Raw genomic sequence first — 16,003 nt, 5'->3', positions numbered from 1 at the left:
AGTAGGATAGAGGATCTTCCCATCTTTTGTCTGATATCTAATATCTCATTTTATGCGAATAGCCATACACAGCGCCAAAGGATCGTTTAGCGACAGGTGGATTCCTTATTGCGATAAAAATAACATCGATTATAAAATCGTGAACTGTTATGCCAGTGATATTATGCAACATCTGGCCGACTGCAATGCGCTAATGTGGCATTTTAACCACAAAGGTGCTCGCGAGAGTAAATTTGCCAAACAACTGTTGCACGCTGTACAGCATGCCGGTAAGGTTGTGTTTCCTGATTTTCATACCGCGTGGCACTTTGACGATAAGGTGGCGCAGAAATACCTTTTGGAAGGTATTGGAGCCCCACTCGCACCTTCTTATGTTTTTTACAGCAAAAAAGAGGCTCTTAAATGGGCTGAGAGTACACTGCTTCCCATAGTTTTTAAGTTGCGGAACGGTGCAGGCTCGGACAATGTAAAACTGGTCAAAAGCCACAAGCAGGCTGAGCGGTTAATACGCAAAGCCTTTGGCAGAGGTTTTCAGCAATACGACGCCTGGGCAAACCTAAAGGAGCGATTGAGAAAATACCGCAAGGGAAAAACATCAACGTGGAATGTGACAAAAGGAATTCTAAGGCTAGGGTATACTACGGAATATGCCCGGGTGACTGGCAATGAGAAGGGCTATGTTTATTTTCAGGATTTTATTCCGGGCAATGATTCTGATATAAGGGTTTGTGTGGTTAACGGAAGAGCGTTTGCTATTAAACGAATGGTGCGCGAAAATGATTTTAGAGCTTCCGGTAGCGGAACGATTCTATATGATAAAAAATACTTTGATGAAGATACAATTGAAACTGCCTTTCAGGTATCAGAAAGGCTAAACGATCAGTGTATGGCTTATGATTTTGTGTTTGATGATGGAAAACCGCTTATTGTAGAAATAAGCTACGGGTTTGCTATGCATGGTTATGATGATTGCGTAGGATACTGGGATAGAGATATGAACTGGCATTCCGGGTCCTTCAATCCCTATGGCTGGATGGTGAATGATTTGATAGACAGCATAAAGAATAGGGAGGTATAAAATTTTATAATGGTTTTGAAGCGAAAAAAAAAAGTATGCTTAGTGATTCATTCTATGCAAGCAGGGGGGATGGAAAGGGTAATGGCGGAACTGGCATCTTATTTTTCCTCGCAGGAAAACATCGAAACTCACTTAGTACTGTACGGCATTAGTCGCCAGATTTTTTACGATCTACCTAACAATGTGATTATTCACAAGCCTAAGTTCAAGTTCAATAATAATAAACGGCTCTACTCCACCCTTCAAACTGTCCTTTATATTCGTAAGGTAGTTGTGGATATTAACCCCGATGCCACCCTCAGTTTTGGGGAATATTGGAATAGCCTAGTGTTGATTGCTCTGTTGGGAAAAAGAACTCCTCTTTTTATTTCGGACAGATGCCAGCCCAATAAGTCCTTTGGAAAACTACACGATAAGTTGCGCAAGTGGCTTTATCCTTTGGCTACAGGTGTAATTGCTCAAACCGAAAAAGCAAAACAGATTTACCATACTCAATTTAATCATAATAATATTCGTGTTATCGGCAACCCAATCAGAAAAATAGAAAAACGTGGGGATGTTGGCCGCCAAAACATTGTACTGATGGTTGGCCGTTTAATAAAGACAAAACATCACGACAAGCTGATAGAGATGTTTATTAATATTGCCAATCCCCATTGGAAGTTGGTTATTGTAGGGTACGATCACCAAAAACAAAAAAATTCTGAAAATTTAAAAAGAATCATAGCGAGAAGCAACGCTCAGGATAGGATTACCCTAGCAGGTAAGCAGTCTGATGTGGAGGCTTATTATTTAAGCAGTAAGATTTTTGCCTTTACGTCAAGCTCCGAAGGATTTCCCAATGTGATTGGGGAAGCACAGTCTGCCGGTCTTCCGGTAATAGCATTCGATTGTATTGCCGGACCGTCGGAAATGATTAATGATGGTGAAAATGGCTTCTTGATTCCTCTTTTCAATTATAGAGAGTTCGAGGAGAAATTAAGGGCACTCATGGAAAATGAGGAAATGAGAAGGGCTTTTGGAAAAAAAGGGCGTATTGACATAGTAAATTTTAGCATTGATAAGATTGGGGCGGAAACCCTGAATTTTATTCTTCCGAATTAATTATTGTTGAATCACTAATATAAATCCCACATTATGAAAACTTTAGTCACAGGAGGAGCCGGTTTTATCGGATCAGCAGTAGTCCCCTTGCTTCAAAAGGAAGGATACGATGTATTTGTACTTGACAACCTTTCGTTTGGTAGCCGTGATTTTATTGATGTAAACGATGACCATTTTTATTTGACTGATATTCGGGACAAGAAAGCTGTTGAAAAGGCGATACTGGAAATTCAGCCGGATATAGTTGTTCATTTGGCAGCCATTCACTTTATACCATATTGTAACCAGCATCCTTACGAGGCAGCAGATACCAATATCAGGGGCACCATGAACATTTTGGATGCCATCAAACAAGTGAAGGGACTGAAAAAACTATTTTTTGCCTCAACAGCCGCAGTGTATCCTATCTATGATGAGGCGGTAAGTGAAAAACACGAGCAACATCCGCTTGACATATACGGTTTGAGCAAACTTACCGGCGAACATTTATGTTCGGGGTTTTATTTGGACACGGGGATAGATACAATCGTATGCCGTTTTTTTAACGCCTTTGGTCCCAACGAAACAAATCCACACCTGATACCTGAGGTTGAAAAGCAGCTAAGGGAAGGCTTGCGCACCATAAATCTGGGTAATCTTACACCAAAACGTGACTTTATTCATACCCACGATATGGCCAACGCTGTAAAAACATTGCTGGCTCAAAAGGACATTGGTTTCGACGTTTTTAACCTTGGGAGAGGAATAGAGTATTCGGTTGTTGAGATAGTGGAGGCATTTGCGCGTCAATTAAATGAAAAGGTACAGATAAATGTTGATCAGGCAAGGGTTCGAAAAGTAGAACGTCAGCATTTATTGGCAGACGTTACCAAGTTAAAGAAAATTGGATGGGAACCAGTTTGGGGGATCGATGAAGGAATCAAAAACCTTATTGATAACTGGAAATAGAGACAGAAACTAACACTTAAAATTATGCATAGAGAACGATTGAAGCTAGGTATACTATTTAACTTCCAGCCATCCTGGATGGGAGGCATTATATATATCATCAATATTGTGAAGACTTTAAATTTTCTTGATGATGAGGAAAAACCTGCTATTACACTTTTTTATAAGCCAGAGTTGGTTAAGTTTTTAAACGAATTTGATGAATACCCATATCTGAAAAAGGTCGAATACGATTATCCTTCTCTTGTAAAGGGAAATGTTAAATCGTGGCTATTGAGGAAAAATCTTTTTGTAAGTCCACTATTAAAGAAGTATGAATTAGATGTAATATATCCGTTGCAGGATTATCCAGTACGGACGAAAACAAAGGTGAAACTCGTTTCATGGAGCGCAGATTTCCAAAATAAACACTATCCCGAATTTTTTACTAAGAAAAACCTTATTGGAAGGCATCAACGGGTTAATAATGCCCTTAAAAATACGGATAATCTGGTTTTATCCAGTCATGATGCACACAAAGATCTTAAGCATTTTTTTAAGGTTCGTGATGGTATCAATGTTCACATTTATCATTTCGTTTCAATTATTGATAAAGTTGAAGATGTGAATATGAAGGAATTACGAGCCAAGTATGACCTTCCAGATAAGTACTATATCATCTCGAATCAGTTTCATCGACATAAGAACCATAAAGTTGTTCTTTTGGCATTGGCTAAAATGAAAAAAATGGGTATTCGTATTCACCTGGCAATGACCGGTAAGATGCCTGATGCATCAGTTTCCCCGTATATGGGTGAGTTGCATGCTATAATTGATGAGAATAAACTTAATGATCAAATCAGCCTTCTTGGAATTATATCTCGAAACGATCAGTTACAATTAATGAGACACTCACAAGCTGTTATTCAGCCGAGTTTATTCGAAGGGTGGAGCACAGTTATTGAAGATGCAAGGTCGTTGCAGGTGCCTGTTATTGCTTCCAGCTTAGGTGTGAATATTGAGCAGTTGGGAGATGATCACGGTTACTTTGATCCGCATAACGTAGATCAATTGGTGGAAATATTGAAGGATTATCCAGAAAGGAATATGGGTGATATGTTGTATGATCCTTATGAGAAGCGGGTTAAAGAAGCTGCACAAACCCTTATGAAAATTTTAAGTCCAGTTTAAAGCCAAGAAGTATATTATCTGATTTTGAGAGATTCATTACGAAATGGTACGGAGCTGTTATTTTAATGGTGATTCAAAAGAAAATACTGTTTATCTCCATTGCCTGGCCCAAAAGGGGGCAGGCTAATTTGTACACCGACCTTATGGAGGAATTTGTAGCCCAAGGACATGATGTTTTTGTTGTTGGAACAAAAGATGCGGATCTGAAAATGGGTTCTGATTTATCGAAGGAAAGGGGTATGAAGGTCGTTCGAGTAGCTTCCGGTCAAATTCGAAAGGCATCGTATTTAAGAAAGATTAGATCTTTGATTGTGCTGGGTACGAAGATGAAGAAAGCAATTAATAAGCATTATTCACAGTATAATTTTGATCTGATTATTGGTCCCACACCACCAATTACATTATCATATTTATACAAAAGTTTGAAGAAAAAGTACAACTCACCATTTTATTTGCTACTTAAGGATATTTGGCCACAGGGTTCCGTCGATCTAAAAGTTTTTAGGAAATATAGTTTGCCTTGGTTTTTCTTTAGATCACATGAAAAACGTATCTATAAAGAGGCTGACTTTATTGGTTGTATGTCACCTAAGGGAGCAAAGTATGTAATATCCAATAATGGTTACATAGAACCGTCAAAAGTTGAGGTATGTCCCAATTCAATTAGACCCAAAGAAAAGCATGTAGTGATCGCTAATAATGATATAAGGCAAAAGTATAACATTCCATCCGATGCTTGTGTGTTTTTGTTTAGTGGGAATCTGGGTATTGGACACGGACTACATTTTATAGTTGACACCCTAAAAAAGCTGCTTGATTACCCCAAAGCTTATTTTGTTATCGGTGGATCAGGAACGCAGTATAATTATTTGGAAAATGAGTTGAATAAATTGCAATTGAAAAATGCACTTCTTTACAGTTGGCTGCCAAGAGAGGATTACGAGCAAATATTACAAACCAGTGATGTGGGGCTTATTTTTCTTTATCGTTATACCTCACCACAATTTCCTTCGCGCTTATTAAGCTATTTAGAGTATGCAAAACCTGTTCTTTGCGCTGTAAATAAAGAAACTGACATTGGTGAGATTGTAACAGATTATGGTTGTGGTCGTTCGGTAATTCATGGTGAAATGGCTGATTTTATTAAAGAAATCAAATTCTTTTCAGAGAATAGTGACGAAAGAGAGCAGATGGGAGAGAAGGGAAGGCAGTTACTATTGGAAAGATATACAGTTAAGCATAGTTACGATATAATAATGAAGCATTTGAATGCGTAAGCCTCATCTAAATATCCTAATTCTTGATGCAGGAAGACAAGCTCTTCCTTTTTTGAAGTCGTATGCAAAGGCAGGACACCATATAACTGTAGTGTGCAATACAAGGCTTAATGAATGTTATTTTTCAAGATATCCTAATCGAAAACTTCTGTGGCCGAATTATGTCAACCAAAGAGATGAGTTTGAACAGAAATTATTTGAGTATTTAGAAAATAATACGGTTGATGTTACAATAAGTGTTGGGGATATATCATCCGATATCTTATCTAAAAACAAGAGCAGGATTGAGAAGTTCACTCATATAACTTCACCTGAATATGAGACGTTTTTACAAGGAGCAGATAAGCTGAAGCTAATGAAATATTGCATGGCGAATCACCTGCCATGTCCTAAAACATTTGAATTGGATGAATCTATCCTTGGCAAACTTGAAAGTCTTATCGGATTCCCTGTGATTATCAAACCTCTCCGGGGTGTTGGTGCTGTTGGCGTGAAAAGGTATAATAACATTCATACTTTAACACAGGAGTATTCCTCTCTTAAGCAGGAGTTTGGATCTTTGCTTGTGCAGGAATATATACCACAAGAGGGTGGAGTTCAGTATCAGGCCGAAGCCTTTCTTGACGAAAGGCACATGCTGAGGGCTTGTTTGGTTATTCTCAAACCGAGGTTTTTCCCGGTGACCGGTGGAACCAGTACGGCAAATGTAACAGTTGAGCATACCGAAATTCATGAGATCACCAAACAACTTTTGGAGGGATTGAAATGGCAGGGACCTGCAGACGTTGATTACATTTTTGATCCACGAGATAATACTCCAAAAATTCTCGAAATTAATCCTCGTGTTACGGCAGGTATTAAAATAGGATTTGTGGCCGGAATTGATTTTGCTGATTTGCACTTAAATCTGGCACTTAAAGAAGAGGTTCCTTTGATTCGCGATTATCGAAAAGATGTCTTGTGTCGTAATGTATTTCTTGAGATACTATGGTTTTTGTTCTCGACCTGGGAAATGAAACATAATATGCAGCCTTCACTTTTAAGGTTGTATGGTAAAAACTCAGTTGATCAATTGTTTAGCTGGGATGATCCTTTTACCGGCCTGGGATTCTTTTTACATATGATTAAAAAATATTTGAGTTTTAAAAATTTTAAGGCGAAGTTTCTTAAGTAAATAAATTATGAGAAATTCTCACTTATCTGCATTGACTATAGATGTCGAGGATGGCATTAATATTTCCATGTATGATAATTTCAAAGTAAAAATGGAACCCACTTCCAGGGTTGTAGATAATGTAGAGGTTATATTGGATATTTGTGAGAAGAATAGCGTCACAGGAACCTTCTTCATATTAGGAGAAATTGCTAAGAATTACCCGGAATTGATAAGGAGGATAGATTCTTTAGGTCATGAGATTGGAGTACATGGATACAGACATCATCAAATATTCCGCTTATCACCTGAGAAACTACGCGAGGATCTGAAACGTGCACGGGGGCAAATTGGCGAATTAATTGGAAAAGAAATTGATGGTTTTCGAGCACCAGCATTTTCGATTAATGCAAAAACTGCTTGGGCGCTTCCAATTATTGCAGAGTCTGGATTTACTTATGATAGTAGTATCTTCCCTTCATTATCACTGAGGTATGGATGGAAAGGATTTTCTAAGGATATTTGTCGAATAGAGCTGGATCATTCAAATTCTTTGGTTGAGGTTCCTTTGTCTGTTGTTCGATTGTTTGGTAGGGACATTCCTGTCGGGGGAGGTGGATACCTGCGCTACTTCCCATATGACTTGACGCGTAAAGCCATATCGAAAATTGTAAGGCAACGGCCAGCTATTTTCTACTTGCATCCCTATGAACTGGACACCAAAAAGTATCCGGATTATTTTCATGAGGCTGTTTCTAAAGCACCAATGAAAAAAAGAGCATTGCTAAGTTTATATAGATTTAAAAAGGATACAGTTGCCACCAAACTTGATAGAATCACGAAGGAGTTTAAAATCACTTCAATGAGAGAAATTATTCAAAAGATGGATGAAAGGCAGAAAATTCCAAATGTTAAACTCAATATCTGGCAATAATGGGACTTCCGGGGATAAAGGAATCAATTATACGCAATATTAAAAACATACCTGGACCTAAGGTCTCAGAGAAGATTGTTGTTATTGAATGCGATGATTGGGGGGGAATACGAACTCCATCAAAGGAAGTATATGACAACTTAGTTGATAGAAACCTGGTTGACCCACATTGTCGTTATCGGTTCGATACATTGGCTACTGTAGAAGATATGGAGCAGCTTTTTTATACCCTGGGAAGTGTTAAAGGTCTAAATGATAAGCCAGCAGTGATGACTCCTATTGTAAATGTTGCAAATCCGGATTTCAAGAGAATTGAAAAGGATGATTATCAAAACTACTATTTTGAAGAATTCTCAAACACTTTGGAACGCTATGGTAGAGGGAAGCAAGTGTTGGATTTATGGAGGGAAGGCTTGAGTAATGGTGTGTTTGTGCCTGAAATACATGGAAAGGAACATATTGCAGTTCAACTTTGGATGGAGAAATTAAGAGAAGGCCATGATGACCTGCGTTATGCATTTAGCCAGGAATATGTATCATTAGAAATGAGTAGTGTGCCTCCAGCTGCACGTGGTTTCAGGGCTGAGTTTTATTTTGAAAATGAAAGGCGCATTCCGTTTCTTCGAGAGTCAATAAAGGAAGGGGTTACAATTTTCAGAAAGAAATTAGGTTATAGCCCCAAATTGTTTGTGCCAAGTAATGGCATATTTCATCCTCAATTTGAAACGACATTAGCAGATTCTGGTATTCAGTATTTAAATGTTATGCATCTTAATCCAATACCAGAGAAGGGAGACATTCGGCTGAAGTACTATAGAAATGGAAAGCAATCCCAGTCGGGTTTAACATATTGTGTTAGAAACTGTGCGTTTGAACCATCAGATCCAAAGTATATTGGAGTTGATGCCACATTGAAGCAAATTGAATCTGCTTTTCGATGGCGAAAGCCTGCGGTAATAAGCACCCACCGGGTCAACTTTGTTGGAGGGATAGATCCCCAAAATAGGGAGAAAGGCTTGAGAGAATTGCAAAAGCTATTGGAATTAATTCAAAAGAAATGGCCAGATGTGATTTTTATGAGTTCAAGAGATTTGTTAAACTGCATGTATAAAAAGGCGTAGATTTGATTTTTTTAGGTGACATTGCATCCCCCAACCGGCAGACCAATAATATCATTGGTGAATTTTTCGAAACCTATTCACAGGTATTCAGCCAGAATAAGGTTGTTTTTAATCTTGAAGGATTGCTGGCCGACCATGACCCCAATAGCGATAATCAGCCAGTTTTATTTAACCACCCACATCTTCCTGAGCAATTGAAAAAGCATATTGATCCAGTATTTTGTCTAGCCAATAATCACACATTGGATCTTGCCGATCAATTTGAGAACACGAAACGAATACTTAAAAATGAAGATATTCCATTTTGTGGTGCTGGTAATTCTCCTGCAGAAGCAGGTAAACCAGTGAGGTTTTACGAAAATGAGAATGAAATTTTACTGTTTAATGCTTGTTGGAATTTCCTATTATACAATCACAAGAATCCAACAGGTAATGTATTTGTTGCAGAAATTAAGGAAAATCGATTACTAAAAGAAGTAAGGAAGTGGCGAGAATCTTCACCTAATGCTCATATCGTTATCTATTTCCACTGGAGTTTGGATCTGGAGATTTTACCATTTCCTATGTATCGCCAATTTGCAATGGATCTTATTGATGTAGGAGCAAATTTGGTTTTAGGAACTCATTCTCATTGTATTCAGGGAGGTGAGAAATACAATGGCAATATTATCTTTTATGGATTGGGTAATTTTTTTATACCCAGCAGTATTTATGCTCAAGGGAAACTGAAGTTCCCTTCTCTATCAATCATGCAATTGGCTCTGGACTGGAATGTGAGTGAAAATAAAATGAAATGCCATTGGTTTGAATTTAATGATAGCATTGATAATTTTAGTTGGCAGCTTAAAAATTCTGATGAGTTTGAAACCTCTGAATTATTGCACAAATATTCGCCATATAAAGGGTTGAATAGAAAAGAGTATGTAAATTTTTTTAAAAAAAATCGACGAAAGAAATTTCTAATTCCGACATATAAGAATTACAAACAGATTCGGACAAATGCCATCAATACATACTTATTGAAAGGAAGAGCAACAACAGCACGTTTTTTAGCCAAGATAAAGCTTATTGGTTGGCAAAATTAGTAATATGATATGACTTTTAAATAATGAGAGTTTTGGAATATATACGATATCGTATCTTTTGGATATTTGATTTTCTTCGCGGTAGTAAAGTATTAAAGCACTACAAAGAAGTAAAATTTGTGATGGAAAATCCGGGTTCAAGCAGGGCTAAAGAACTCCATGCACATAACCTGAGACAACTACTTAAGCATGTAGTAAAGCAGTGCGATTATTACAGTAAAAATGCAGGAAGTCTTGAATTGAGCTCCTTCCCTGTTGTGAATAAGAGTATTATCAAGAATAATCAAAACCGCTTTAAAGTCCAAGAATTATCCGAAAAGTCCTTTGAGGTAACTACCAGTGGGTCAACTGGTACGCCGTTTAGGTCCTATCAAAATCAGAATAAAAAGTATCGTAACAATGCAGATACAATTTATTTTGCTGAAAGAGCAGGATATAAAGTGGGGCATCGGCTGATATATATGAAAATTTGGGTGAAGCAGAAAATGCGTAATAAACTCGCTTATTGGGCTCAAAATATTGTCCCCATAGACGTAATTCAGTTTAATGAGAAGGATATAGCCCGATTGTTAAATGCCATTAGAAAGAATAGCTGCACCTATGGAATACTGGCCTATTCCTCCGTACTAGATTTGATGTGTACGCATTTAGAACGGGAAGATAAATCATATTCGCACGTAGCGGTAAATTCTATTATTGCCATTTCGGAAGCGCTTACTGATCATACAAAATTGGTCATGGAAAAATATTTTGAGGTACCGGTTGTTTCCCGGTATTCCAATCTTGAAAATGGTATTCTAGCCCAACAAGAGGTGAATGGATCAAAAGGGTTTTTGATTAATACCGCCAGTTATCATATCGAGATATTAAAAATGGATTCTGATGAACCAGCCCATGAAGGCGAAATGGGTAGGATTGTCGTTACGGACTATTTTAACTATTTAATGCCCTTTATCAGGTATGATACGGGAGATATAGGGGCTTTGCAAACCGATCCGACAACACCGGGGCTAAAGTACCTTTCAGTTGTAGAAGGAAGAAAGCTCGACTTGCTATATGATACATCTGGTGAGCTTGTATCTTCATATATAGTCTACAAAAATATGTGGCAGTATCCCGAAATTGATCAGTATCAACTAATACAGGAACGAGCCAAAGAATACTGTTTTAAGATAAATGTGAAGGGAGCATTTTTAAAAGAAAAGCAGTTGGTTGAAGAGTTTAAAACTTTTTTAGGTACAGATGCTTTGTTGAATGTTGAGTATGTGGATGAGATACCATTATTGGCATCAGGAAAAAGAAGGAAGATAGTTAATAATTACAAAAATTATTAAGCCACAATGGAGCGTTTATTAATTTACGTTAAGCATAAATTTCCATTTCTTTGGAATGTAATTGATTGGTTTAATAATCATTTATTTAGTGCGTTTTTTAAGTCTATTTTTAATCAGGCTTTGGAAAATGCCTTAACCAATATAAATCCAGGAGAATTAAGCTGTAGGGAGTTGCGCAGAGTAGATTTGCATCAGTTATATTGTTTAATCAATTCGCAAGATGTCAGCGATCTTAAATATTTTAAACCTCATGGTTTTGATATGAAATCACTAGAAAAACAATTTAGTAAATCTGCTTTTTTAATGATGGGTGTTTTCGATAAAAATACTTTGGTTGGTTATTTCTTCCTCCGACTTTTTATCAATAAAAAGTGTTTTGTGGGACGTTTAACTGATCGTAACTATAGAGGTAAAGGGCTTGGTAAAATAATGAATAAGGTAATGTATGAACTTGCCTGGCAGATGAATTTCCGTTGTCTTTCCACCATTTCACAAAATAACAAGGCTGTTATGCAGGCTCACTCAAAAAATTCGTCTATGAAAGTCTTAAAAAAGCTTAGTAACGATTATTTGCTAGTGGAGTTTGTGCAAAATAGCCAATAGCACCGGTGGTATGATTCTGTTGATTGATGGGTAGTGGTTTAGATTTGTAATAGGCAAGTTATGTCATCATTTTTCGAATTTATATATGATGCAAATGTTTCTCACTACTCAAATCTCAAATTACTACTGCCTAATAACTAATAGACCGATATGAATTTGGGAAAAAGAATTTTTGACGTGATGTTCTCTTTGCTTGGGCTCATGCTTTTATGGCCCCTATTCATTCTGATAGCCATACTAATAAAGGTTAAGATGCCCGGACCTGTATTGTTTCATCAACGGCGTGTGGGACGGTATGGCAAGCCTTTTACCATTCATAAGTTTAGGAGCATGACAGTGGGGCACGGGGGAAGTACTGTTTCGGTGAAAGGCGAAAACAGGATTACTCCTCTAGGAGCTTGGATGCGCAAGTATAAATTCGATGAGTTGCCCGAGTTGTGGAACGTGCTGATAGGGGAAATGAGTTTCGTGGGGCCGCGACCTGATACGGCTGAATTTTATGATCGTCTCCGTGGGGAAGAGAAGCTGATTCTGGAATTACGCCCTGGCATCACTGGACCTGCATCCTTAAAATATGCCAAGGAAGAAGAAATATTGTCTACCGTATCCGATCCGTATAGGTATAACGATGAGGTTATTTGGCCAGATAAAGTGAGGATGAACCTAGATTATTACTATCACCGAACATTCTTTTTGGATATAAAAATCATTTTGAAAACACTATTCCGTTGGTAAGCCAATGAGTTAATAATTTAGATGTAATGGCGAATAGTAAGGAACGAATTTATCTCTCTTCCCCGCACATGTCGGGGCACGAACAGAAATATATACAAGCGGCCTTCGCGCAAAATTGGATAGCACCATTGGGTCCAAATGTCGATGCCTTTGAGCAATCATTAGCACAGTATTGCGGAGTAAATCATGCTGCGGTCCTGAGTTCTGGTACGGCGGCCATCCATTTGGCATTAATAATGCTTGGCGTCCGGCAAGGAGATGAAGTGTTGGTATCCACCTTTACTTTTTCAGCATCCGTGAACCCAATTATTTATCAAGGTGCACAACCGGTCTTTATAGATAGTGAAAATGTGACCTGGAATATGGATCCCGAATTGTTAGAGCAGGCACTGGCAGATCGCAAGGCAAAGAATAGTTTGGAGAGGGTAAAAGCCATCATTGTGGTGCATTTATATGGCATGCCGGCGCAAATGGATCGGATAATGGATGTGGCCGATCGTTATGGAGTACCCGTTGTAGAAGATGCGGCTGAATCGCTGGGGAGTAAATATAAAGGAAAAGCCTTGGGTTCCTTTGGCAAAATAGGTATTTTGTCTTTTAATGGTAACAAGATTATAACGACATCAGGAGGAGGCGCCCTTCTTTGCAACGAAGAGCCATATGCCGAAAAGGCCCGTTTTTTGGCTACTCAGGCGCGCGATCCGGCACCACATTATCAGCATAGTGAGCTTGGTTATAACTACCGAATGAGCAACGTGTTAGCAGGGATTGGTTTGGGGCAAATGGAAATTTTAGATGAAAGGGTTAGGCAGAAAAGAGCGATCTATCTTTTTTATAAAGAGAATTTGAGCAGAGAGCAATGCTTAACTTTTTTAGCGGAGCCTGACGGTTCATTCTTCTCCAATCGGTGGTTAACAACCATATTAATTGATGAGCAAAAGTATAAGTTGTCCAGAGGGCAAATACAGCAGCATCTTGAAAAAATGAATGTTGAAACTCGCCCCTTGTGGAAGCCTATGCACCGGCAACCAATCTTTAAGGATTATGACTGTTATATCAGTGGTGTCTCGGATTGCTTGTTTCAACATGGCCTATGTTTACCATCGGGTACAAATATGGCAGAGTCTGAAAAGCAGCATGTATTAGTTGAGATTTTAAAAGTTTTACAAAGGTAAATTACGCTAAGTAAATCAAATAGCGATTCCTGAGTATGCGCAGTATAATATCGATAAAGGGCGCAAAGTCGTAAAAAAAATAGTGTTTTACAACTTGCGCCCTTTGACTGAAGTTTAGTTTGAGATATGTCCCTTGTGGGTTTTTATTTTTGGCATCTATCAACAAATAGAAATACCTTAATTATCACAAGATTTCTTGTCTGGTAATTGGAACTCTTATTTCTTCATCTTCCATATTAAGGATGATAGTGTAATTTCCCGTTTTTAGTGTGGATAAATTTAGTACAAGTTTGTTTCGGCCAATATCTGTTTCAATATGATCCGATAAAGCATTACGATTGAAAATATCCACTACATTAATTCCAACCTTAGTGGCTCGCGGGCAGGTAAATTCTGCAGTAATAATATCCACGGTAGGGTTCGGTGATGTGTTGAGTATTTTGAAATAGATGACCTGATTATCTTCCTCAATAGTGATGTTAACCTTCTTAGAATTGGTTTGTGCATTCTGATTGTCAGTTGCTATGGCCCATATCTGGTATTCACCCTCTGGCGTATTGGTCCAATCGTATGACCATGGGGCGGCTGTGGATTCTCCTATTTTTTGAGAATCTCCAAAGTAATAGCTTACTTTTTCAACTGTGCCATCTGTATCAGATGCTTCAGCACTAAGTTTTATGGTTTGTCCAACGGAAAAAGAACTACCTGACTGGGGCGATGTTAATTGTACACTTGGGTGAGTATTCGTGATACCATCATTGTACTCAATAGCACCAATATCGGGACTGTTTCCGTAATAAGTCAGACCTACATCAGTACCTGCATCGATCAAATCACTACCGGGTGCCAGTTGCATAAAAGTGATATCCGGCAATGAACCATCAGCCTTACGCGCTTGTGCCAGTTGATTAACATCCAGACTGACAAAATCGTTATCGCTGACCGTCACTGCCGGGTTGTATTGAAAATAAGGGTAGCCACTGTCATAAATCCAGGTATTATTACTTTCTTCGTAAGGTGGTTGTCCCAAGGCGCATTCATAAGGTTCTTGAATAGCTGATACATTAGTGCTACCATAAACAATGTTATTGCGAAATATACTACCATTGGGTGCCGGTTCGCCAAAGTAAACATTGGCAAAACCATAACCGTTTAAGTAAGACGTGTTATTCAAAAAAATGGCATTGTTATAAATCTCCGATTCAAGGTTATTATAAAATCCCCTGCCTGGTACATTGGCCGCTATACAATTGCTCACCGTCGCATTGCTATAGGCATCATAGGGGGCGTAAGCAGCTGCTCTGCCTCCTATCTTAAAGCCGTTACCTTCCATCGTATGCCAGGCTCCCTGATAGAAGATTCGATCTTTGGCATTAAAAGCCCAACAGTTGGTCATATCCATACGGCCAAAAGGATTAGGATCAAAACCATCATCTGAATAATCCCAAGCACGACACCCGTCAAAAACCAATAGATTTCCATCGTAATTAATTAATTTATAACCATCGGCGGCATTACCCGGTGTATTGGACTGGGTATGATCAATACTGTCGCATAAGCTATAGGCATCACAATTGATGTATCGGGTTGTATCCGAGGTAAAAGGTGCACCGGGGCCATATTTTTCTGTCCAGGCACCACTCTCATAATAAAAACCTCTGCCGGATACATGGTGAACCACACAATTTTCAAAAGTCATGTTGGCAACGGCCAGCGTTGAAATACCATGTGCCTGAGCCGGATGATAGTACTGATAGATATTTCGAACGGTAAGCCCTCTAAAATGAATGTATTCAGCATATTCAACGCCAATAGCCATATTCCAGTTCCCATCCGGTATATATTGACTGCCATCTAATATAGGCGTTTCGCCTGGATAAGCAAAATAGCAAATGGGATTTGCTTTTGTTCCACTTTTTCCAATACCATTTCGAGGGCGAATAATCATAAAGGCTCCGGTGCCATGTGCATGCCTTTTGGGTAAGTACACACCCCCTCTGATGTAAACCGTATCACCCGGTAAAGCTACATCAACCGCTCGTTGCCATGTGGCAAAGGGTTGTTCGTAAGTTCCGGGGTTGGCATCATTACCATTGACTGCAACATAATAATCTCCCCCAATGTCTTGGGCATTACTCTTCCAGCATAGAAGCAGTAAGGCCACTAATAAAACGTTCTTCATGTTAAAAATTAACCTCCATCATTTATATTGCTGCATCATTGCAAATTACACTGCGAATAAACGTTTTTTTTACGAAAAGGTTATGTTTTTTTTCTATAAAAAAA

Annotated in this window: 14 protein-coding genes; 13 read left to right on the top strand and 1 reads right to left on the bottom strand. The window is 38.5% G+C overall.

Features of this window, described 5'->3' with window-relative positions; genetic code table 11:
• The first annotated feature begins 52 nt into the window (after positions 1-52).
• The 13 genes from ACRD7A_RS03000 to ACRD7A_RS02940 all read left to right on the top strand — a co-directional run bounded on the left by ACRD7A_RS03000 (position 53) and on the right by ACRD7A_RS02940 (position 13,717).
• Positions 53-1,078, top strand: coding sequence for an ATP-grasp domain-containing protein (locus tag ACRD7A_RS03000; protein WP_430809873.1), 1,026 nt, complete (start codon positions 53-55; stop codon positions 1,076-1,078).
• Between the two features lie 15 nt (positions 1,079-1,093).
• Entirely contained in the window at positions 1,094-2,182 is a 1,089-nt protein-coding gene (locus ACRD7A_RS02995) for a glycosyltransferase (RefSeq protein WP_430817924.1), read from the top strand.
• A 33-nt stretch (positions 2,183-2,215) separates the two neighbouring features.
• Positions 2,216-3,130, top strand: a complete 915-nt coding sequence (locus ACRD7A_RS02990) for an NAD-dependent epimerase/dehydratase family protein (RefSeq protein ID WP_430809871.1) — start codon at positions 2,216-2,218, stop codon at positions 3,128-3,130.
• 24 nt (positions 3,131-3,154) lie between these two features.
• Positions 3,155-4,300, top strand: coding sequence for a glycosyltransferase family 4 protein (locus ACRD7A_RS02985; RefSeq protein WP_430809870.1), 1,146 nt, complete (start codon positions 3,155-3,157; stop codon positions 4,298-4,300).
• A gap of 65 nt (positions 4,301-4,365) precedes the next feature.
• Positions 4,366-5,577, top strand: coding sequence for a glycosyltransferase family 4 protein (locus ACRD7A_RS02980; protein ID WP_430809869.1), 1,212 nt, complete (start codon positions 4,366-4,368; stop codon positions 5,575-5,577).
• Positions 5,570-6,751, top strand: a complete 1,182-nt coding sequence (locus ACRD7A_RS02975; protein ID WP_430809868.1) for a carboxylate--amine ligase — start codon at positions 5,570-5,572, stop codon at positions 6,749-6,751. Before ACRD7A_RS02980 ends, ACRD7A_RS02975 begins: the two co-directional genes overlap by 8 nt.
• Positions 6,752-6,758: 7 nt before the next feature.
• Positions 6,759-7,664 carry a polysaccharide deacetylase family protein gene (locus ACRD7A_RS02970; RefSeq protein ID WP_430809867.1) on the top strand — a complete coding sequence of 302 codons (906 nt, stop codon included), beginning with the start codon at positions 6,759-6,761 and terminating at the stop codon, positions 7,662-7,664.
• Complete coding sequence (locus ACRD7A_RS02965; protein ID WP_430809866.1) at positions 7,664-8,785, top strand: hypothetical protein; 1,122 nt, start codon at positions 7,664-7,666, stop codon at positions 8,783-8,785. Before ACRD7A_RS02970 ends, ACRD7A_RS02965 begins: the two co-directional genes overlap by 1 nt.
• A gap of 2 nt (positions 8,786-8,787) precedes the next feature.
• Positions 8,788-9,870 (top strand): CapA family protein, encoded by a 1,083-nt coding sequence (locus ACRD7A_RS02960; protein ID WP_430809865.1) that lies wholly within the window; start codon positions 8,788-8,790, stop codon positions 9,868-9,870.
• Positions 9,871-9,893: 23 nt separating this feature from the next.
• The gene (locus tag ACRD7A_RS02955; protein WP_430817923.1) at positions 9,894-11,204 is read left to right on the top strand and encodes a phenylacetate--CoA ligase family protein; all 1,311 of its coding nucleotides are present in this window, start codon (positions 9,894-9,896) and stop codon (positions 11,202-11,204) included.
• 6 nt (positions 11,205-11,210) lie between these two features.
• A complete protein-coding gene (locus ACRD7A_RS02950) occupies positions 11,211-11,807 on the top strand; it encodes a GNAT family N-acetyltransferase (protein ID WP_430809862.1) in 597 nt (198 codons plus the stop codon).
• 150 nt (positions 11,808-11,957) lie between these two features.
• Positions 11,958-12,542 (top strand): sugar transferase, encoded by a 585-nt coding sequence (locus ACRD7A_RS02945; RefSeq protein WP_430809860.1) that lies wholly within the window; start codon positions 11,958-11,960, stop codon positions 12,540-12,542.
• Between the two features lie 26 nt (positions 12,543-12,568).
• On the top strand, positions 12,569-13,717 hold the full coding sequence (locus tag ACRD7A_RS02940; RefSeq protein WP_430809859.1) for an aminotransferase class I/II-fold pyridoxal phosphate-dependent enzyme: 1,149 nt from the start codon (positions 12,569-12,571) through the stop codon (positions 13,715-13,717).
• Positions 13,718-13,901: 184 nt separating this feature from the next.
• Here ACRD7A_RS02940 and ACRD7A_RS02935 read toward each other — a convergent pair whose 3' ends face one another.
• Complete coding sequence (locus tag ACRD7A_RS02935) at positions 13,902-15,899, bottom strand: right-handed parallel beta-helix repeat-containing protein (RefSeq protein WP_430809858.1); 1,998 nt, start codon at positions 15,897-15,899, stop codon at positions 13,902-13,904.
• Positions 15,900-16,003: the final 104 nt, after the last annotated feature.

The organism is Carboxylicivirga longa (genome assembly GCF_050589825.1).
Lineage (GTDB): Bacteria > Bacteroidota > Bacteroidia > Bacteroidales > Marinilabiliaceae > Carboxylicivirga > Carboxylicivirga longa.
The sequence above is the reverse complement of the archived record's forward strand: the minus strand, read 5'-3'. Positions and strand labels throughout refer to the sequence as shown.